The 18516-nt window shown below is 69.5% G+C and carries 15 protein-coding genes, 3 tRNA genes, 1 other RNA gene and 1 pseudogene; 4 read left to right on the forward strand and 16 right to left on the reverse strand.

Annotation, left to right across the window (positions count from 1 at the left end; all coding sequences use genetic code 11):
* Positions 1-60: 60 nt before the first annotated feature.
* The 4 genes from thpR to IPG61_03115 all read right to left on the reverse strand — a co-directional run bounded on the left by thpR (position 61) and on the right by IPG61_03115 (position 3792).
* Complete coding sequence (gene thpR / locus IPG61_03100) at positions 61-636, reverse strand: RNA 2',3'-cyclic phosphodiesterase (GenBank protein ID MBK6733077.1); 576 nt, start codon at positions 634-636, stop codon at positions 61-63.
* A 5-nt stretch (positions 637-641) separates the two neighbouring features.
* Complete coding sequence (locus IPG61_03105; GenBank protein MBK6733078.1) at positions 642-1961, reverse strand: nicotinamide-nucleotide amidohydrolase family protein; 1320 nt, start codon at positions 1959-1961, stop codon at positions 642-644.
* Positions 1958-2437, reverse strand: a complete 480-nt coding sequence (locus IPG61_03110) for a phosphatidylglycerophosphatase A (GenBank protein ID MBK6733079.1) — start codon at positions 2435-2437, stop codon at positions 1958-1960. The genes IPG61_03105 and IPG61_03110 overlap by 4 nt, the downstream gene beginning before the upstream one ends.
* Before the next feature lie 113 nt (positions 2438-2550).
* A complete protein-coding gene (locus IPG61_03115) occupies positions 2551-3792 on the reverse strand; it encodes a cache domain-containing protein (protein MBK6733080.1) in 1242 nt (413 codons plus the stop codon).
* Between the two features lie 65 nt (positions 3793-3857).
* On the opposite strand from IPG61_03115, the gene IPG61_03120 reads away from it, so the two are divergent.
* The 3 genes from IPG61_03120 (at position 3858) to IPG61_03130 (ending at position 7536) form a co-directional block, all read left to right on the forward strand.
* The gene (locus IPG61_03120; protein MBK6733081.1) at positions 3858-4106 is read left to right on the forward strand and encodes a hypothetical protein; all 249 of its coding nucleotides are present in this window, start codon (positions 3858-3860) and stop codon (positions 4104-4106) included.
* 404 nt (positions 4107-4510) lie between these two features.
* Positions 4511-5698, forward strand: coding sequence for an aminotransferase class I/II-fold pyridoxal phosphate-dependent enzyme (locus IPG61_03125; GenBank protein MBK6733082.1), 1188 nt, complete (start codon positions 4511-4513; stop codon positions 5696-5698).
* The gene (locus IPG61_03130; protein ID MBK6733083.1) at positions 5695-7536 is read left to right on the forward strand and encodes a homoserine dehydrogenase; all 1842 of its coding nucleotides are present in this window, start codon (positions 5695-5697) and stop codon (positions 7534-7536) included. The genes IPG61_03125 and IPG61_03130 overlap by 4 nt, the downstream gene beginning before the upstream one ends.
* 1087 nt (positions 7537-8623) lie before the next feature.
* Here IPG61_03130 and IPG61_03135 read toward each other — a convergent pair.
* Positions 8624-9972: pseudogene (locus tag IPG61_03135) on the reverse strand (NapC/NirT family cytochrome c).
* Between the two features lie 149 nt (positions 9973-10121).
* On the opposite strand from IPG61_03135, the gene IPG61_03140 reads away from it, so the two are divergent.
* Positions 10122-10544 carry a dual specificity protein phosphatase family protein gene (locus IPG61_03140; protein MBK6733084.1) on the forward strand — a complete coding sequence of 141 codons (423 nt, stop codon included), beginning with the start codon at positions 10122-10124 and terminating at the stop codon, positions 10542-10544.
* Positions 10545-10640: 96 nt separating this feature from the next.
* Here the strand turns inward: IPG61_03140 and IPG61_03145 are convergent, their stop codons facing one another.
* The 11 genes from IPG61_03145 to IPG61_03195 all read right to left on the reverse strand — a co-directional run bounded on the left by IPG61_03145 (position 10641) and on the right by IPG61_03195 (position 18469).
* Complete coding sequence (locus tag IPG61_03145) at positions 10641-11225, reverse strand: gliding-motility protein MglA (protein MBK6733085.1); 585 nt, start codon at positions 11223-11225, stop codon at positions 10641-10643.
* Between the two features lie 47 nt (positions 11226-11272).
* Positions 11273-11770 carry a roadblock/LC7 domain-containing protein gene (locus IPG61_03150; protein ID MBK6733086.1) on the reverse strand — a complete coding sequence of 166 codons (498 nt, stop codon included), beginning with the start codon at positions 11768-11770 and terminating at the stop codon, positions 11273-11275.
* Positions 11771-11926: 156 nt separating this feature from the next.
* Entirely contained in the window at positions 11927-12607 is a 681-nt protein-coding gene (recR, locus tag IPG61_03155) for a recombination protein RecR (GenBank protein MBK6733087.1), read from the reverse strand.
* 2 nt (positions 12608-12609) lie between these two features.
* Positions 12610-12933, reverse strand: coding sequence for a YbaB/EbfC family nucleoid-associated protein (locus IPG61_03160; protein ID MBK6733088.1), 324 nt, complete (start codon positions 12931-12933; stop codon positions 12610-12612).
* A 43-nt stretch (positions 12934-12976) separates the two neighbouring features.
* Positions 12977-14779 (reverse strand): DNA polymerase III subunit gamma/tau, encoded by a 1803-nt coding sequence (dnaX, locus tag IPG61_03165; protein ID MBK6733089.1) that lies wholly within the window; start codon positions 14777-14779, stop codon positions 12977-12979.
* 193 nt (positions 14780-14972) lie between these two features.
* Positions 14973-15070: signal recognition particle sRNA small type (ffs, locus tag IPG61_03170), an RNA gene on the reverse strand.
* 42 nt (positions 15071-15112) lie between these two features.
* Positions 15113-15188: transfer RNA gene (locus IPG61_03175), tRNA-Ala, on the reverse strand.
* Positions 15189-15300: 112 nt separating this feature from the next.
* Positions 15301-15390 (reverse strand) — tRNA-Ser (locus tag IPG61_03180).
* Positions 15391-15411: 21 nt separating this feature from the next.
* Positions 15412-15499, reverse strand: a tRNA-Ser gene (locus tag IPG61_03185).
* 88 nt (positions 15500-15587) lie between these two features.
* Positions 15588-16091 carry a nucleoside deaminase gene (locus IPG61_03190; protein MBK6733090.1) on the reverse strand — a complete coding sequence of 168 codons (504 nt, stop codon included), beginning with the start codon at positions 16089-16091 and terminating at the stop codon, positions 15588-15590.
* A 59-nt stretch (positions 16092-16150) separates the two neighbouring features.
* Entirely contained in the window at positions 16151-18469 is a 2319-nt protein-coding gene (locus IPG61_03195; GenBank protein MBK6733091.1) for a hypothetical protein, read from the reverse strand.
* Positions 18470-18516 lie beyond the last annotated feature (47 nt).

Genomic DNA, 18516 nt, shown 5'->3' on the forward strand with positions numbered 1-18516 from the left:
CAATCCAGTCGTCGATCGCGGCGGCAACATAGCACGGGCCCCGCGGGGCTGGCAACAGGTTTATTCGCCTTTTTTTCGCAGTGCAAAAGACGCCCGTTCGGCGTGCCGCGCTCCGGCCGGATGCCGTACGCTGGACAGGAGGCAGAAGCGGTCCACCGGCAAGGCCGGCAAGTCATCCAACCGTATGTCCTGGATCAAGTTGAGCGTTCCCGATTCCAGCGGTTCGCGAACCCGCGCCAAGGTCAGGTGCGGGTGCGGCGGACGCGTGTCCTGGGGACCCTCGGGCCACGCCTCGGCGCTGGCCTGCCGGACCAGGCGGGCCAGTTCGGCCAGCGGCTCGGCGCCCGAGAACTGCAGGAAAAGGACCCGGGGCCGACGCAGGTGCGGAAAGCCGCCCCAGCCCTGCGGCGTCAGGACCAGCTCCGGTGGCGGGGGTATCGCTGAAAGGCGCGCATGCAACCCGTCCAGGCGATCGGCGGGCCAATCGCCGAGGAACTGAAGGGTGAGGTGCCAGGTGCCTGGGTTGGTCCAACGCGGGGTGGCGACGGCGGCCGAAGCGTCAAGGCGGCGCGACAGGGCCGCCCGCAGGGGTTCCCCACAGGGGACGGCCACGAAGGCACGGATCAGGCCTTCCACCAAACTCAGATCTTCCACCAGGTATCCCCGTGGCCCCACGGCGACGCATCGTCGCCCTCCTCGAGCACACGGCGCAACGCGTCGAGGGCTGCGGCCACCGTGACCAGCCGGTTGCGCGCGCGGTCCCCTGCGAACCGGTAGCCGCCGGCGAACACGGCGGTCGGCGTGGCGATCCCGATCCAGGTGGTGCCCACCGGCTTGTCGACCGTGCCGCCCGATGGTCCGCTGATGCCGCTGACGGCGACGGCCAGGTCGGCGCCGCAACGTTCGCGACAGCCGGCGGCCATGGCCCGCACCGTCGCCTCGCTGACGGCCCCATCGCTCGCCAGCACCGCTGCCGGCACCCCGAGGTGCGCCGTCTTCATATCGTCCGCGTAGGCCAGCACGCCGCCGCGGAAGCAGGCCGACGCGCCGGGCACGGCCGTCAGCGCGCCGCCGACCAGTCCTCCGGTGCACGATTCGGCGACGGCCAGGGTGCGCTTGCGGTCCACCGCAAGCTGCTGCACGACCGTCGGCAGGTCGCGCCGGTCGCGCGCGTAGACGAGGCGCCCGAACGCGGCATCGAGCATGCGGCCGACTTCCGCCAACGCGGCTTCGGCCGCTTCCGGCGCCTCGTGCTGACCCGCCGACACGCGCACGTCGACGCCCCAGTCCGACAGCCACCAAGACCAGCCCATTCCCGGGAAGGCCGCACGCGCCGCCTCGCAGCGCCGCACCAGGTTCAGCTCGGCGATCTGCGCGGTGCGCCAGGTCAGGGTGGCGCGCATCGTCGGCAGCGCCCCCTCGCCCTCGAGCCAGTCGACCACGAGCGGCAGCAGGCCTTCCAGCTCGGGAGGCACGCCCGGCAGCAACGCGAACAGCCGCCCCTGCAGGCGGCCGACCAGCCCGGGCGCCGAGCCCACGGGGTTGGCCAGCGTCACCAGCCCCCGCGGCACCTGGCACTGGCGCTCCACGCCCGGACGCGTGTGCACGCCGCGTCGACGCCAACGCTCCTCGAGCTCGGCGCGGACCATGGCGTCCTCTTCCAGGGGTACACCGGCCCAGGCCGCGAGTGCATCGCGCGTCAGGTCGTCCGGCGTCGAACCGAGCCCGCCGGTCAGGAAGACGAGGTCGCCCGGCGCGGTGCGGTCAAGGGCCCGCCTGATCGCATCCTCCTGGTCCGGAACCACCTGGATGAGTTCGCAGCGAAGGGCATGGCCACCCAGCGCACGCTGGATGCGCCCGCTGTTCGTGTCTGCGGTGCGCCCCTCGAGCAGCTCGTCGCCGACGGCGATGATCTTCAGCCCGCCGGTCACGGTGCCACCATTCCCGGAACCCTGGCTCACAGCCCCCACCCCGCCAGCAGCTTCGCCGTCAGGTGGGTGGCGGCGCAGGCAAGCACGCCGGCGCCGAGGTCGTCGGCCATGATGCCGACGCCGCCGCCGCCGTTCAGCTGCTCAAGCTTCCTGACGCCGAGCGGCTTGAGGATGTCGAAGAAGCGGAACCAGAGGAAGCCGGCGAACCAGACGAGCGGGCCGCCCGTCACGCCGAAGTAGGTGACGATCATGCCGGCGACCTCGTCGATCACCACCAGCTTGGGATCCTGGCCGTGCAGTCGCTCGAGCGCGCCGGCGACCGGCACGCCGATCGTGACCACCACGAACAGCAACGCGGCCTGCACCAGCAGGGAGATGGGCCCCCAGGCCGTCCAGGCGCCCCACCACATCAGGGCATAGAGCAGGCTGCCGGCAGTGGCGGGCGCAATGGGCGCGTAGCCGGAGCCGAAGAAGGTGCCGATCAGATGCAGCTGGAAGCGGAACATGCGCAGGTCCTCGGGTTCGGGGCGGTCGGGTGCGGCAGGGCGCGAAGCGGCAGTATAACGGCAGGGCCGCGTGAATACCAAGGCGTCACCGGCGATGGCGGCCGGTGCGCGACTCAGGGCGCCAGGCCGGCGCCGTCGGGAAGCCCCGCGGCCGGCATCCGCGTGCGGGTGTCCGCGCTGCTGACGGCCATGGGATAGCCCAGGGCCTCCTGGGCCAGGCTGCCGAGGTCCGGCACATCGGCAGTATCGATCCAGCGGGAACCGCCCCGGTCGTCGCACCACCGGACCCAGGTGGCCCCGCTCGACGGATCGTGGCGGACATCGGCGCGGCGTGCGCCCGGATCATGCACGAAGGTGATCTGCGACAACAACAGGCCCGCATCGAGGAGGCGCTCGATGACGCCGCGCGCACTGGCCACATGCGGTGCCACGATGACCGCGCGAAGCTCGCGCAGTTCGCTGGGATACACCTCGAACTGCCGGATATGCTTGAGCATCTGGGCGACAAGATCGATGTCGCCCGTGCCGTAACAGCGGTCGTAGGTGCTGGCGTGGCCGAGATAGCCGAAATGCCCGGGCCGCGTGATGACGATGCCGGTGCACGTACTGACGCCGTAGGTCAGGAGCGCACCGCCCGGCTTCACGCGGTGGAACTCGTCCATGTCGACACGCACCAGGTTGGCCGTCTCGCGCGGCGGCGCGACGCCGGCCGGCTGCCGCGCAGCGGCCGCCTTCATCAACATCGCCTCCAGGCCCGAGCGATTCCAGGCCCGGGTGACCACCTCATCCTCGTCGATCTTCGCGACGAGCAGCCACTCCTTGTCCAGGACCGGGCAGACCTCGAACGAGGTCAGTGCCCGCTGTCCGCGGTAGTCGGTAATGATCTTGTGGCCGCGTCCCTCGGCGAACTTCGCGGAGATGTTCTGTTCGGAAAGATGCTGCCGGAGGATGCTGGTCTCGGACTGGAACCGCGAATCGGTGAGCATGAGGCGGTCACGATTGACGAGGAACACCTCACCCGTCTGCCCGAGGTACTCGCCCTGGTCGAAGATGCGATTCAGCCTGTCGATCGTGCACTGGAGGATGAGCCAGCCCGCGGGCGCACCGTCGACTTCAATCGGCTGGACGAAGAACGCGGACGGCTCGCCGGTCGCCTCGTAGTGTTCGTAGTCGACGAAGGCAGCCGCCGGCTCCATGCGCAGTCGCCGGGCAAGCGCCGAATCGCGCCAGGGTTCCGCGAACAGGTTGCTGCCGCGATCGGCTTCGCCGCGAATCGTGTCGACGACATCACCGTCAGCCGCCACGAACAGGATGTCATAGAATGCCAGGTAGTTGGCCAGGTAGTGATCGCGCATGGAGGCGCGAGAGTCGCGATGGCCTTCTCGGCCGCGGGCGGCGGGGCATGTTCGCGTGACAGGGCGTGGAAGCGCGTGCTGATGCGGAAGTACTCGACCAGCGCCGGGTCGCTCGCAGCCGACCGCGCCAGGCCCTGCACGCGATCCAGGTACAGTTTCAATTGCCCGAGTTTCTCGTCGCGTACGCGATCGAGTTCAGCATAGGTGCCTGCCACGAGATCCTGCCCGGCCAGGACCCGGCCGGAATTGCCGGGAGGCGGCAGGATCAGCAGCGCCGCTGTCGCGAACGCAACGATGGCGCCGGTGCGGAATGACTGGGAATCGGGCATCGGAAGCGGCCTTTCCGCGCGATAGCGATCGGGTACCGTGTCGCGGACACTTGCCTCATGCAATCCGCCGGCCACACGCCGGCTTGACAAGCCGACAGGTCGCCTCTAGATTCCGCGCCCAGAACTGTCTTGCATCAAGAGTTCCCGGTCCCTGCGGACCCGGGACGGCAACCGAGCGGGAATCAGCCCGCCGCGGTGCCGCAGCCGACCTCGTGTCGGGCTGATGCGGACGGGACCGTCGACTCCGCCTGGCGGAGCGGGCGGGATCCGTCAAAAAGGACCACGCACAGCGGGACCCGGCCGTGGCCGAAACCGTGCGCGCGGGCCGACGCCATCATCCGCTGCCTTCGCGCAGCCGCTCTTGATGCCGTACCCGGGAGGGTCACGGCATGAACATTCCCCGCGCGCAATCCACCCTGTTCCGCTCGTTCGACAGCCTCTGCTGTCGCGCCGGCACCGGCAGCGGCGACGGTCAATCGCTCGTCGCGCCGATCGTCCAGTCCACCACCTTCTGTCGTGATGGCGTGGACAGCCGCGCCACGCACCAGTACTCGCGCGTCTCGAATCCCACCGTCAGCGCACTCGAGGAAGTGCTCGGCGCATTGGAAGCGGCGCCACCGGCCGTCTGCTTCGCCACCGGCCTGGCGGCCGAGACCGCGCTGTTGCTGGCGCTGCTGCGCCAGGGCGACCACGTCGTGTGCGGGCGCGCCGTGTACGGCGGAACAACGCGCCTCCTGCAGCGGATCCTGGCGCCGCTGGGGATCGAGGCTGCCTTCGTCGACACGACATCGTCGGCAGCCGTCGCCGCCGCGATCACGCCCCGCACGCGGCTGGTTCTCGTCGAGACGCCGGCCAATCCGACGCTCGAGGTGACCGACATCCGCGCGATCGCGAACCTGGCCCATGGCGCCGGCGCGCTGCTGGTCGTCGACAACACCTTCCTGACGCCGGCACTGCAGCAACCGCTGTCTCTCGGGGCCGACATTACGGTCACCTCGACGACGAAGTTCATCGACGGCCATTCCGTGGCGCCCGGCGGGGCGGTGGTCAGCCGGGACGAGGCGTTGCTCGAGCGCGTGCGCTTCGTGCGCAAGAGCACGGGCGCCATCCAGACGCCGCAGCACGCCTGGCTCACCCTGCAGGGGATCAAGACCCTGCCGCTGCGCCTGCGCGCACAGTCGGCAACCGCGGCCACGCTCGCGCACTGGCTGGCCCGGCACCCGGCGGTGGCGCGTGTGCACTACCCCTCCCTGGTCGCGCCGGAACTGGCGGCGGCCCAGCACCTCGGCGCCGACGGAGCGGTGCTGTCATTCGAGCTGTCCGGCGGCCTGGCCGCCGCGCGCGGGGCAGCCGGTGCCCTGCGCCTGTGCCGCCTGGTCGAGCACGTCGGCTCCGTCGAGACGCTGGTCACCCACCCCGCGTCGATGACGCATGCCGACGTCCCGCCTGCGGACCGCGCCCGCGCAGGCATCGCCGACGGCCTCCTGCGCCTGTCGGTGGGACTCGAGGACGTGGCCGACATCCGCGACGACCTCTCCGCGGCCCTCTCCGCGCAGGTGCCGGAGGTGGCGCGATGAGCGACACGCGACTGGTCGTCCTGAAGTTCGGCGGTTCTGTCCTTCGCGACGAGGCCAGCCTGGGCAGCGCCGTGCACGAGATCTACCGCTGGCGACGCGACGGGTGGCGCACGTTGGCCGTGGTGTCGGCACTGGCCGGGCGCACCGACGAACTGCTGGCACGGGCAACCCGGCTCGGCCTCGATGCCGACTCACGGGCGCGCGCGGCGCTGGCCGCCGGCGGTGAACTGGAAAGCGCCGCACTCCTGGCGGCCCTGCTCGAGCGCGCCGGCGTGCCTGCAGCCTGCCTCCCGGCCGGTCTCCGCGCCCGCGGACCGGTCTCCGATGCGGTGCCGGTGGCCGCCGGTGTCGGCCTACTGCACGCGGCCCTTGGCCGCCTCGGGGTCGTGGTCTGCCCGGGCTTCATTGCCCATGACCGCCGCGGCGAGACCGTCCTGCTCGGGCGCGGCGGGTCGGACCTGACGGCGCTGTGCCTCGCCAAGGCGCTGCGCGCGACGCGGTGCATGCTGATCAAGGACGTGGATGGCCTCTACGACCGCGATCCCGCACTGCCCGGCCCCCCGGCCGTGCGCTATGAAACCGCCGGCTGGGACGATGCGCTGGCCACCGACGGCTCCATCATCCAGCACAAGGCGATCCGCTTCGCGCAGCGGCACCGCCTCGGGTTCGAGCTCGGTACGCTCAATGCCACGGCCTGGACGCGCATCGGCGACCATCCCGCACGGGCCGGGATGCCGACAGCGCATCAGGCTCCGTTGCGCGTGGGCATACTCGGCCATGGCACGGTCGGAGGGGGCGTCGCCAGGATGCTGGCAGCTGACGCGCGCCGGTTCACGCTCGTCGGCGTTGCGGTTCGCGATCCGTCCCGTCACGAGTTGCCGGCACCACTGGTTGGCGACCCGCTTGGCCTCGCCGGCAGCGACGTCGACGTTGTCGTCGAGGTGATGGGCGGCGTGGACGTCGCCCGCGAGGCCGTCGCAGCCGCCCTGCGCCGCGGCGTTGCGGTGGTGACCGCGAACAAGGACCTGCTCTCCGCCCACGGCGGTGAACTCGCGGCGCTGGCGTACAGGCACGGCGGGCGCCTGCTCGCCAGCGCAGCGGTCGGCGGATCGGTGCCGGTGCTCGAAGCGATCGGCCGGCCCGGCAGTGCGCCGCTGGTGGAGCTTTCGGGCGTGATCAACGGTACCGCCAACTTCGTCCTGGAGGCCTGCGAGGCGGGCTCTTCACTGGCGGTGGCGATCGCCGAAGCCCGACGCCTCGGCTACGCCGAGGCCGACACCGCCCGCGACCTGGATGGGCGCGACGCCGCCGCGAAACTCTGCGCGGCGGCCCAGCAGGCGGGCGGACCTCCGCTGGCCGAGCGCGATGTCCTGCGGCAGCCCATCGTCGGCTCGGCGCTCCGGCCCGGAATGCGCCAGGTCGCTTCCATGGTCAGGGATGGCGACTCGTGGCGGGCGCAGGTGTGCCTGGCCCCCATCTCGCCCGACTCGCTCCTGCGTCGCGCCCGGGCGGCGCAGAATGTCGTGATCATCCGGCGTGACGACGGGTCGCAGGAGATCCTGCACGGCGGAGGTGCGGGGCGCTGGCCGACAGCCGAGTCGGTGCTTGGCGACCTGTGGCAGCTGATTCGCGAACGTGCCTCGACTGCGGAAAAGGTCCGGCCCGGCTGTACGGAAGCCGGGCCGGATGGGATCGACTGGCTGAAGTCCCGTCAGAACGCGCTGACGACGCCGATGGAGGCCCGGCCGGTATCCCTCTCGATGTCGAACGTGTACTCGGCCGTCACGCGGAGATTGCGACGCGTCAGTCGACTCACGGCGGCCGTGAACGACTCGTAGTCGGACACATCGCTGTCCGAATTGATCCGGTTGTAGAGCAGCGTCATGGTGTGGCGCGAACGGTCCTGGTGCGGCGAGATCACGAGTTCCCCCACGATTCCGTCGGTCTCGATCCGGGCGGCGTCGCTGAGGAAGTCCGGGTTCGTGTCACGCCGCAGCAGGTACTGGAAGCTGAAATCCAGCGTCCCGTTCCCGGCCTTGAGGTCCGGCCCGTGGAACTGCACGCGATTGCGGAACAGCGATTCGTCATCCATGGCCCCGGTGCCCAGTTCCTCGCCGTAGTAGCCGAAATAGCCGATGCTGGCATGCGGCCCCAGGCCCTGGCCCACGCGCAGGAAGAAGTTCTTGTACTTGTCCGAGTCGAATCCGGTTCCCGTCGCCGGATCCTTGCCGTTGCCGTTGAGGATCATGGCCACGACATCGGTGGTGCCGGTCGGCAGGTCCCAGGCCACGATGACGCCGCGGTCGTAGGCCAGATTGATGTTCGAGCGCCCGACACGGGTCTTGTAGATCAGGTAGTCCTCGTACGTCAGCCTCAGTTCCCGTTTCATGAGCGGGTCGCAGGCCTGGAACTGGCCGACCATGACGTCCAACGGCGCGCCGCCGATGTTGTTGAAGTGCACGTAGGCATCCTCGACACCGGCGACCTCACCCTTCTCCGACATGTAGAAGTAGAAGTAGTAGCCGATGTCCTTCGCCAGCGTGCCGCCGGACAGCAGCTTCAGGCCGTAGGGCATCTGCAGATCGGTCGCGAGGTCGCCCGCAGCGTCCTCGGCCAGTGTCATGTAGGCATCCAGCCGCACGGCGACCGGGAAGTCCTTGTTCAGGCGCAGCAGGTCATCGCCGGTGTTGACGAAGTCGCGGTCCGCAACCTCGGCATCCGGCAACGCGAAGCCGTTGGCCGCGAAATCCTCGCCGTAGGGCTTGAGGCGCGGGAACGGTGCATGGCAGGTCGTGCAGCTGAGCTTGTGCGCGCGCGCGAACGCCGGGATTGCCGACGCGTCAGCGGGCCACAGCAGTGCCCCGGCAACCAGGGCCAGGACGGCGGTGCTGGTGAATCTCGTGCGGTTCATGGACGAGGCCCCTTTCAGTCGTAGATCTCGACCCAGGTTGCGGCGGTGTTGACGACACGCAAGGCGGACTCTTCGGCCGGCACCTTCAGGAACTCGGCCACCGGTCCCACCAGGAGCTGGTAGTTCAGCGTCGCGCGGAACTCGATCCGCCCGGGGCGGCATCGACCGGCACTTCCCAGGAATAGGTTTCGACCTTCGTCTCCCGCGGCCCGATGCGGTAGTCTAAGCCCAGCGACGCGGTGTTCCACTGCTGCATCGTCATGCGGCCCTGCGGATCGAAGTAGGGCATGCGGAAGATGCGGCTGCCGACGGGAATGCCGTCGCGCTGCACGCCCGCGAAATCGGGCAGGTTCTTCGCGATGCCCATGTCCTGGTAGGCGAGCACGTCGGCGGCGATCGTGTACTCCTCGCCCGCGAATCCCTTCGGGTCCACCGGCAGGCGCCAGGTGCGCCCCGCGCTGTCGGTAGCGGTCACGTCGAGCCAGAGCAGGCGATCCTCGACCGAACCGGTCGGCACCTTGTGGCCGCACTTCCCGTTGAACAACTGGACCTTGATCACGGCCGTGCCGTCGCTCTCCACCTCGCGCTCCAGCGGGTTCATGCGCACTTCGATCGATCCGTTCAGCTTGCCGGGGTCGTGCGCACCGTGGAACAGGTGCTGGGCGACGAGTCCCGGCTGCCCCATCCGGGCCGATACACCCTCGGCCTTCGGCATGTGGCAGTCCTGGCACTGGACACCCTGCGCGAAATAGGGCCCTTCCTTCCATTCCAGGTGGGTCGACTTGACCCAGATCCCGTAGGGGCTCATCTCGTTGTGGCAGGTCCCGCAGAAGTCGCCCGTGCGCAGGAAGGCGTTCTCGACGGTGTCATGGTGCGGCGAGACCAGGCCCGGCTTCGGCCCCTGCTTCAGGCGCCCCGGCTCGCTCACCCAGTTGAAGTTGTGGGGGATGTCGCCGACGAAGCCCGTGACCGTGTGGCAGTGGTCGCAGTGCACGGACTCGTTCGCGCGGCTGTTCTCTTCCGGACGCGGCGGCGGCGTGTCGCCGGCCAGGAAGGCCGTCGGCGCATGGCATCCGTTGCAGCCGGCCTTGACACCGGCAACCTTCGCATCCTTCTCCGCGTGCGGTACCGCGAGTTCGAAATACTCGATCTCGTCCCAATGGTGGGTATAGGCCTGGCTCATCATCGCCTGCTTCCACTGCTGGAAGATGTCGTCATGGCAGGTCGAGCAGGTGGCCGGCTTTTCATAGTCGTCGTAGGACCGGGTGCCATGGGCAGCGTCGCTGACGGCGACGGCGACGGCAGCCGACGGCAGGGCCAGCGCCAGTCCAAGCCAGGCCGTCCCCGAGATCCTGAATCTCATACTCAACTCCTTCGGGTTACGCCAGTTAGCGCCTCCTCGGGGGACTCTAGCAGATCGCCGCGGGCTGGCAAGGCAGATCGCCCGGAAGCACGGCCACCGTCGCGGGCCGGAGCGTGCCGTGCTAGGATGCTGCCGCGGAAGGAGTACGCATGGAACTGTTCCAGGTCGACGAGGCCGGCAAGCTGTTCATCTCACCGGTCATCACCTGTTGGGACACGATCGAGGGGCACGGCGTCGACGTGGTCATCGACCTTGAGGGCGATATCGACCACGGCGTGCCGACGATCCCCGACCGCTGGATCTACGTGTACTACCCGATCCACGACGAGGACCTGCCGAACCTGCGAAAGCTCCGAGCCATCGCCCTGATGGGCGCCGAGCTTGTGCGGCAGGGCCACGGCGTGCTCTCGCACTGCGGCATGGGATTCAACCGCTCGGCGCTGCTGGCCGGGATGATCATGCATGAACTGGGAATGGACGGCCCGGAGATTGTCGAGCAGCTGCGGTGTCGACGCCCCGGTGCGCTGTTCAACGAGGTCTTCGCCGACCACCTGGCCTCGCTCCGGAGATAGGCGATCGTCCGGAAGCAGCTGTCGTTCGTCGCCCACGAAAACGAAGCGCGGCCGATTCCGGCCGCGCCACGCAACTCGACGAAAGCGTGACCGGCGTCAGCTCGTCTGCAACTGCCGGAGCACCTTCTTCGCCACGCACTTCAGCGTGTCAAAGACACCCACGCCCTGGACGGCGATACCCTCGAAGTTGTCGTAGCCTTCGGGATTCAGCTCCTCGTTCAACTCGGCAATGGGGATCGCGTCCGGCATGTCGCGCTTGTTCCACTGCATCACGAAGGGGATCTGCTCGAGGCTCAGGTCGTATTCCTTCAGGTTGTCATGAAGGTTGTACAACGCCTCGATGTTCGCGTCGAAGCGGGCCTCGCTGCTGTCGCCCACGAAGACGATGCCGTCGACACCGCGCAGGATCAGCTTGCGACTGGCGTTGTAGTAGACCTGGCCGGGCACCGTGTAGAGGTGGAAGCGCGTCTTGAAACCCTTGACCTCGCCCAGCTCCAGGGGCAGGAAGTCGAAGAAGAGCGTGCGGTCCATCTCCGTCGCCAGCGTCACGAGCTTGCCCTTGGTCTCGGGTGCGAGCTTCTCGTAGACGTACTGGATGTTGGTCGTCTTCCCGCCGAGACCGGGTCCGTAATACACCACCTTGCAGTTGATCTCGCGCGAGGAGTAGTTGATCAGCGACACGACGTTCCCCTTTGCCTTCCGTTGGCGGAGCCTTTGCTCCTTCACGCTCAGTCAGCGAACAGGTTATCGATTTCAGCCTCCACGCCGCGCGTGAAGGTCTCGTCGAAGGTGTCGTATTCCTCGTTGCGGTACTCCAGCTTCTCGTAGAGCCGCTCGATGATGTCATTCAGTTCCTCGACCGCGCGCTTGACGCGCAGCCGCACCAGCCCGAGCGTCGTGCTCTTGGTGAACAGGACCACCAGCACAACACCCTTCGAGATCTTCGCGAGATACATGCTCTCGCGCGCCCCCTGGTGGAACAACGTGCTGAAATCCCGTTCGCCGATCAGCTTGGCGAGCTGGTAGTTCGCCTCGAAGTCGGCCGCGCACAGCGAGGCGAAACTGGTGAGGTCGAAATCGACCTCGGGACCGCACTGGCTGACCAGCTGGCCCGTCCGGTCGATCAACACCACGTTGCTGGCCCTGCTGCTGCGCAGCAGGTCATCCAGGACGTTGTCGATCGCCCAGTAGTCTTCCTCGAAGATTGCCCACTCAGCTCTGACCATGTACCGCACTCCTGCGGGAAGGCCCGGCCCGGCTGCCGCAGGGCATCGGGCATTGAACGCAGGCAGGATATCGACCGGAAGCATTGTCACTTGACTGCGGAATTGCGGGAACGTGAGGTCGGACCGGACCGGCGCCGGCTGGTCCGGCGCCGGACTTCAGAAGGAGCGGCGGAACTGGAAGGCGCGCTGCAGGGTCACCTCGTCGGTATAGGCCAGGGCGCCACCGACGGGAATCCCCGTCGCCAGTCTCGACATCTGCAACTCGCTGCTGGACAACAACCTCTGAATGTAGAGCGCCGTCGTCTCGCCCTCCACGGAGGCGTCCAGGGCCATGATCAGTTCGGTGACGGGTCCGTCCTGCAAACGCTCCCGCAGGCGGTCGAACGGAAGGTCCTGGGCACGGACACCGTCGAGCGGCGAAAGCAGGCCGCCAAGCACGAAATAGCGCCCGCGGAAGAACCCGGCCTTCTCGATGGGCAGGACATCGACAGGGCTGGCCACCACGCACAATTGCGAGCGGTCACGGCGTTCCGAGCAGCAGATGCGACAGGGGTCGGGCTCGGTGATCGCGCCGCAGCTCGAACAGGTGCGCACCTGGCGACGGGCCTCGGCCAGGGTCTCGGTCAGCTCCTCGGCATGCGCGGCTGCGCCGCCCCCGGTCAGGAGGTGAAGGGCCACACGCGTGGCCGACTTGCGGCCCAGGCCCGGCAGCCGGCTGAGGCTGCGCACCAGCCGTTCGAGCGCCGGCGACTGGAATTCGCCGCCATCGGCGCCGAAACCGTTTCCACCGGCATGGCCATTCCCGTTGCCGTTGCCGCCGCCGTTGCCGCGCTCCACGCTCAGCCCATTCCCGGCAGGTTCAGGCCGGGCACGTTCATGCCGCCGGTGACTGCGCCCATTTCCTTCTCGACGAGCGCATCGACCGCGGCAATGCCCTCGTTGACGGCGGCCAGCACCAGGTCCTGCAGGAACTCGATGTCGTCCGGGTCGACGGCCGACGGGGCAATGACCAGGCTCTTGAGCCGGTGCTTGCCGTTCATGACGACCTTGACCTGTCCCCCGGCCACCTCGGCCGTCACCTCGCGGCTCTCGAGTTCGGCCTGGGCCTTTGCCATCTTGGCCTGCATCTGCTGGGCCTGCTTCATCAGCATGCGGATGTCCATGTATCCTCCGGGTTGCTTTCGTCGATACCCTGCGAACCGTTCGTCAGCGCGCGGGCGGATCCCAGCGGCGACGCTCGCCCTCGGGCAGCGGCTGCCCGCCGAGCAGGTCCACAAGATCGCCCAGGGCGGCGTCGGCCGCACAGGCGCGTTCCAGTTCCTCGCGGTGCGTGGGCGCCACTTCCTGGCGGATGGCCTCGGTCACTTCGGCCTTCTGCCCGCGCGGCCCGTATTCCAGGAGCACCTTCAGCGGGGCGCCCCACTGGGCCTCGGCCGCCGAGGCCAGCACCGCGGTCTCGCCGGCGATGCTGTCGACCATGAACTTCTTGTCGGCCGCGAACGAGACGCGCAGGCAGCCCGCCTCGTCGTCGCGCTCGGGCAAGCCGTTCATCAGGCACGAACCCAGTCGCGGGTGCTTCTTCATGAGCGTGTCGATGAAGCGCGTCCAGCCCGGTACCGCGCGGTCGGCAGCGGCCAGGTCCGGACCCGCGGTCGAGCCCGTCGACGTCGACGTCGGCGTCGGTGTTGGCGTCGGCGTCGGCGCCGCGCCGCCTGTCGGCGCCCCGGCGTAGCGCGGCCGCTCCGCCGCGTGCGCGGCAGGATGGGCCCCGGCAACCGGCCGCCCGGCCGCCGGCGGCGCAGGCCGTGCACCGGCCGACGTGGCCGCGCGCCCGGCTCCCGCCGAACCGCCCCCGCCGGGTGATGCCGGCGCCGCTTCGACGCCCGCCAATCGCCGCGCGAGGTCGGCCAGCAGCACGCGCGACTCGAATCGGCAGTATTCCACGACCGACGCCTCGAGCAGGATCCGCGGCTGCGTGCTGCGATGGATCCGCTCGAAATGCCGGCTCGCGACGTCGATCAGGGCCAGCAGGTCCTGCTCGGCAAAACCCGCGGCGTGCTTGCGCAGCACCTCGACACGGTCCGGCGGCAGGTCGATCATGCCCGCCAGCGAAGGGTCGATGCGCAGCAGCAGCAGGTTGCGGAAATTGGTCACCACGCCGCGCGCGAAGCCGTCCAGGCTCTGCCCGCCGGCCGCCAGGTCCTCAACAAGGCGCAGCGCGCGCGCCGCGTCCCGGGCCAGGATGCACTCGTTCAGCTCCAGGAACAGCTCGCTGGCGACAAGTCCGAAAGCGTCGGCCACCGCCTTTTCGTCGATGGTGCCCTCGGCCCCGGCGATGACCTGGTCGAGCAGGCTCAACCCGTCGCGCATGCTGCCCTCGGCCAGGCTGACCAGCACCCGCAGGCCCGACTCGTCGACCTTCACGCCCTCGGCCGCGGCGACGTCGCGCAGGCGGCCCGCCAGCTCATCGCGCCCGATCAGGCGGAAATCGAAACGCTGGCAGCGGCTGAGGATGGTGCGCGGGATCTTGTTCGCCTCGGTCGTCGCGAAGAAGAAGTACACGCGCGCGGGCGGTTCCTCGAGGATCTTCAGCAGCGCATTGAAGGCACCCTTCGACAACATGTGCACTTCATCGATGATGAAGACCCGGCTGTTGCCCCCGGCGGTCGAGTACTGCGCCATGTCACGCAACTCGCGGATGTTGTCGACGCCGGTATTGCTGGCCGCGTCGATCTCGAGAACATCGAGGTCGCCACCGCGCGCGATCGCCTTGCAGGTGTCACACTGCCCGCAGGGATCACCGTCGTTCGGCGCCGCACAGTTGATCGCCTTGGCCAGCAGACGCGCCACCGTGGTCTTGCCGCAGCCGCGCGGCCCCGAGAACAGGTAGGCGTGGCTGAGCTTGCCCTTGCGCAGGGCAGCGCGCAGCGTCGAGGTCACATGCCCCTGCCCCACAACCTGCTCGAACGTCTCGGGACGATACTTCCGGGCGATCGCCTGATACGACATGGTACTCCGCCTGCCGGGTCGAAAGGAGTTGCCGGCCAGCCTCGCCGGCGAACGGCGAATCTAGCATGCTGCAGCGCAGCGCCGCCACCCGCATTTGCCGGCTGCGCACGCGCGCAGCGCGCGTGCTCCACGCACGTGCAGCGCGTTCACCGAAAAAGAGAGCGGCCTCCGGACTTCCGGAGGCCGCTGGCAGGCGGGCCAGGCTGGCGACGCACACGTCGAAGGGTACGTACCGCTGCTACTTTCCAGTCCTGACGGGGTTGGTGCTCCGACGTCACGCCGGGCCTGACCCATCATGCCTTCCGGCGCATCGTCGCGGCCGGCCTATTTGGGTGGTGGAGATGAACGGGATCGAACCGTCGACCTCCTCGTTGCGAACGAGGCGCTCTCCCAGCTGAGCTACATCCCCACCCGAACCATCGCGCTGCTTCAGCCTCCGGGACCCGGTCCCGGTGCGGCAGGGGGCGCGTCCCCCGTGGCCTTCGCGCGGTGTGCCGGCCGCGCCTGGCCTTTCGTCAACATGGCGGAGAGGCAGGGATTCGAACCCTGGGAACCCGCGAAGGTTCAACGGTTTTCGAGACCGCCCCGTTCAACCGCTCCGGCACCTCTCCGCGAAATCGCCCTGCTCCAGCTGGCGGAGAGGGAGGGATTCGAACCCTCGGTACCTTCCGGCACACACGATTTCCAATCGTGCCGATTAAGCCACTCTCGCACCTCTCCACCGAGGGACAGGGCGGGCAATATAGCATCGGGTTTGCGGAAAATCAATCTGCTGTCTGCACCCGGAAACCGGGCCGCCGCACCGGTTTCAGGCCCCCGGCCCGTCGGTCCGCCGGCCCCGGAAGAAGCCCTTCAGCAACTCGCCGCAGGGGCCGGCCAGGATTCCGCCCACCACTTCCACCCGGTGCCGGTAGGGATTGCCGTCCAGAAGGCGGGCCGTGGAGACCACCGCGCCGGCCCGCGGGTCGGCCGCCCCGAAGACCACCCTGCCGACCCGGGCCAGCAGGATGGCCCCGCAACACATGGTGCACGGCTCGAGGGTCACGTACAGCGTGGCCTGGTCCAGGCGCCAGCTTCCGCGATCGGGAGCGGCAGACGCGGCGTCGGGCTCGTCCTCTTCCGCCAGCGAGCCCGCTCCCGCGCCGCCGGCGGCGCCGATGGCCAGGATCTCGGCGTGGGCCGTGGCGTCGCGCAACGCCTCGACCTGGTTGTGGCCGCGCGACAGGACCACGCCGTCACGGACGACGACGGCGCCGACCGGCACCTCGCCCCGCGCCGCCGCTTCACGGGCCAGGCGCAGCGCCTCGTTCATCCAGCGTTCGTCCGGGGCGAAGAGCCCCCCGAGCAGCGACCCGGCGGCACCTTCCGCGCTCACGGCCAGACCGCCTCGACCCCGGCGATGTTGCCGGCCAGGTCGCGGACCTCCAGGCGCACCCGCAGCGGCTGGTCGCCATGCGCGCTCATCGCCCGCCGGCGCTCGATCCGCGCCAGGAAAGTCTCCTCCAGGCCGTCGCAAATGCCGTCGCGCGGATCCAGGCGCTCGGCACTGCCGTCGGCGGCAATGACGCGCGCGCCGGCCAGAGGGCTCGTCGCATCGACGGCGCGCAGCCGCACGGTCAACAGGTCGCCGTCGGCGGTGCCCGTCTCCAGCACTTCCAGGCGCGGCGGCGTGTTGTCGACCGCCACCGGGCCCAGCACGCGCAGCGCCTGCGCCGCATGCGGCGAGGGATTGTCGGGAGCATCGCTGGCAACCAGACGCAACGCGTAGCGGCCGTCGGCCAGGGCCGAGGTGTCCCAACTGCCCAGGTTCCCGGACACGGGATCCTGCGTACCGCCGGGAGCAACAGCCGGTCGCCACGCCGTATCACCGTCGCGACGGCATTCGAGGCGGAACTCGAGGCGATCCTGGTTCGGGTCGCTCGCGCGCCAGGTCACCACGCGCACCGCGCGGCCCGGGTCCGCGCGCTCGAGGCCGCTCCAGCCGTCACTCGGCGCATCCTGGGTGGTGAACTCCGCGCGCAGCCCGCTGCGGTATTCATGGATGATGCTCTCGCCCGCGGCCAGGCCGCCGAGTTTCACGCCGCGCAACTGCTCGAGCCGGAATTCCTCGATCACCGGCGCACGGTTCGGCTGCCACGCGCTCACCGACACACTGGCCACGTGCGCCGCGCGCTCGCCGCGCGCCGGCGCCGGCAACTCCACGCGCCACTGAATGTAGCGGCAATCCGCCAGCGCGATCTCCTGGTCGTGGCCGCTCCAGGCGGACGACCACGCTGTCCAGGTGTCGTCGGGTTGCGGGCGGCGCCCGCCGCGAACCGACCAGCGCGGAGCGTCATCACCCGCGTTGCCATCCCAGCGCAACCGGCCCCAGCGCACGCCGGGGCCGCCGTCCAGCGGCGGGCTCACGGCCGTGCCGTTCGCATCACTTGAGCGGTCGGCCAGCACCAGCGCTGCGGGATGTGCCTGCGCCAGCGCCAGGTCGTCACCGACAACCGCAAGATCGAGCACATCGCCGCCCGTCCAGGTCGTCAACGGCGTCACACCCCACGGCGGCAGCAGCCGGTACAACCGTGCCTGCGCGGCCGTCGCGGCCGTCGCGTCGGCGCCACCATCCCCTCCGGCTCCATCGCCGGCAGCCAGCGAGCCGGCGCCGAGCCAGCCCCAGTGCTCACTCCAGCCGGCCGCCATGAGGTCGCGGTCGCCGGCCCAGGTGCGCAGGAGCACTTCATGGCCCTGGTCGTCGACGGCCAGGCGGTACAGCGCCGCCGCCGGCAGGGACGCGGTCGCGACATCGCCCGCCAGCGCCGCTATCAGGGCCTGCCCCGGGCCGCCCTCGCCGCTGCTGTTCCCGTCCCCGGCGGTGGCCATCGCCTCAGCGCCGCCGGCCAGGCCCAGCACATGGATCGCACCGCCCGGACCTCGCAGCAGGCGCCTCGCCTCGTCCTGCGCAATGTCGCCGAGCAGGCGTACGGACTTGCCGCCGTCGGTGAGCGCGTAGACCAGGCCCGGTCCCTGCGTCGCCACGAGCAGCCGTGAACGCTCACTGTCGAACATGACATCCATCGCGTTCTGCGCCGACAGGGTCGCGACCTTGTCCAGCTTGCCGTCGCGCCACCCGTAGCGGTAGACGGCGGCCGGCGATCCGACGGCCAGCCAGGCCACACCGGCCTTCTCCTGCACGGCCATGCCCCAGATGTAGGCACCCTCGATGCGCCCGACCTCGGTCACGTCGCCGCCCGCGGTCACGCGCAACAGCCGGCCATCGGGACCACCGCCGGCCAGCAGGTCACCGCCCGGCAGCACGGCCAGGCTGAAGACTTCCGTCGATTCCAGTCGCGCCACCAGGCGCATTTTCCCGTCGGGCGCCACGTGATGGATCTCGCCACCGTGTCCCGTACCCAGGTACCACCCGCCCCGGCCGTCGGCCGCCAGGCGCCACACCACTTCCGGTCCCGGGAGCGCGTGCACGGTGACGATGGGTCCGGCCTCCAACCCGCCGAGCGTGTCGCGACCGGCGCCGCTCAGCGTCACCTCGTCGAAGGAACGCCCCTCCGGCCAGTCCCAGAACTTCGGGCCTGCCGCTCCCGCCGGCATCGAGGCCGTCAATGCCATTGCCGCAGCCAGCACCACTGCCGCTGCCGGCGCATTGCCGCGGCGCACGCGCTTCGTCTGTGCCTTCAACAGGTCCACGATGATGTCTCCCGGCGTCGAGTCGACGCGATCCGGATCCCGGTTGC

This window comes from bacterium, assembly GCA_016703265.1.
In the GTDB taxonomy this organism is placed as follows: domain Bacteria; phylum Krumholzibacteriota; class Krumholzibacteriia; order LZORAL124-64-63; family LZORAL124-64-63; genus CAINDZ01.

What these genes read in the sequence shown, in the direction of transcription:
- IPG61_03130 (MBK6733083.1), top strand. Translation starts at nt 5,695, where the DNA reads ATGAGCGACACGCGACTGGTCGTCCTGAAGTTCGGCGGTTCTGTCCTT.
- IPG61_03125 (MBK6733082.1), top strand. Translation starts at nt 4,511, where the DNA reads ATGAACATTCCCCGCGCGCAATCCACCCTGTTCCGCTCGTTCGACAGC.
- IPG61_03110 (MBK6733079.1), bottom strand. Translation starts at nt 2,437, where the DNA reads ATGTTCCGCTTCCAGCTGCATCTGATCGGCACCTTCTTCGGCTCCGGC.
- IPG61_03160 (MBK6733088.1), bottom strand. Translation starts at nt 12,933, where the DNA reads ATGGACATCCGCATGCTGATGAAGCAGGCCCAGCAGATGCAGGCCAAG.
- IPG61_03115 (MBK6733080.1), bottom strand. Translation starts at nt 3,792, where the DNA reads ATGCGCGATCACTACCTGGCCAACTACCTGGCATTCTATGACATCCTG.
- IPG61_03140 (MBK6733084.1), top strand. Translation starts at nt 10,122, where the DNA reads ATGGAACTGTTCCAGGTCGACGAGGCCGGCAAGCTGTTCATCTCACCG.
- dnaX (MBK6733089.1), bottom strand. Translation starts at nt 14,779, where the DNA reads ATGTCGTATCAGGCGATCGCCCGGAAGTATCGTCCCGAGACGTTCGAG.
- IPG61_03150 (MBK6733086.1), bottom strand. Translation starts at nt 11,770, where the DNA reads ATGGTCAGAGCTGAGTGGGCAATCTTCGAGGAAGACTACTGGGCGATC.
- IPG61_03190 (MBK6733090.1), bottom strand. Translation starts at nt 16,091, where the DNA reads ATGAACGAGGCGCTGCGCCTGGCCCGTGAAGCGGCGGCGCGGGGCGAG.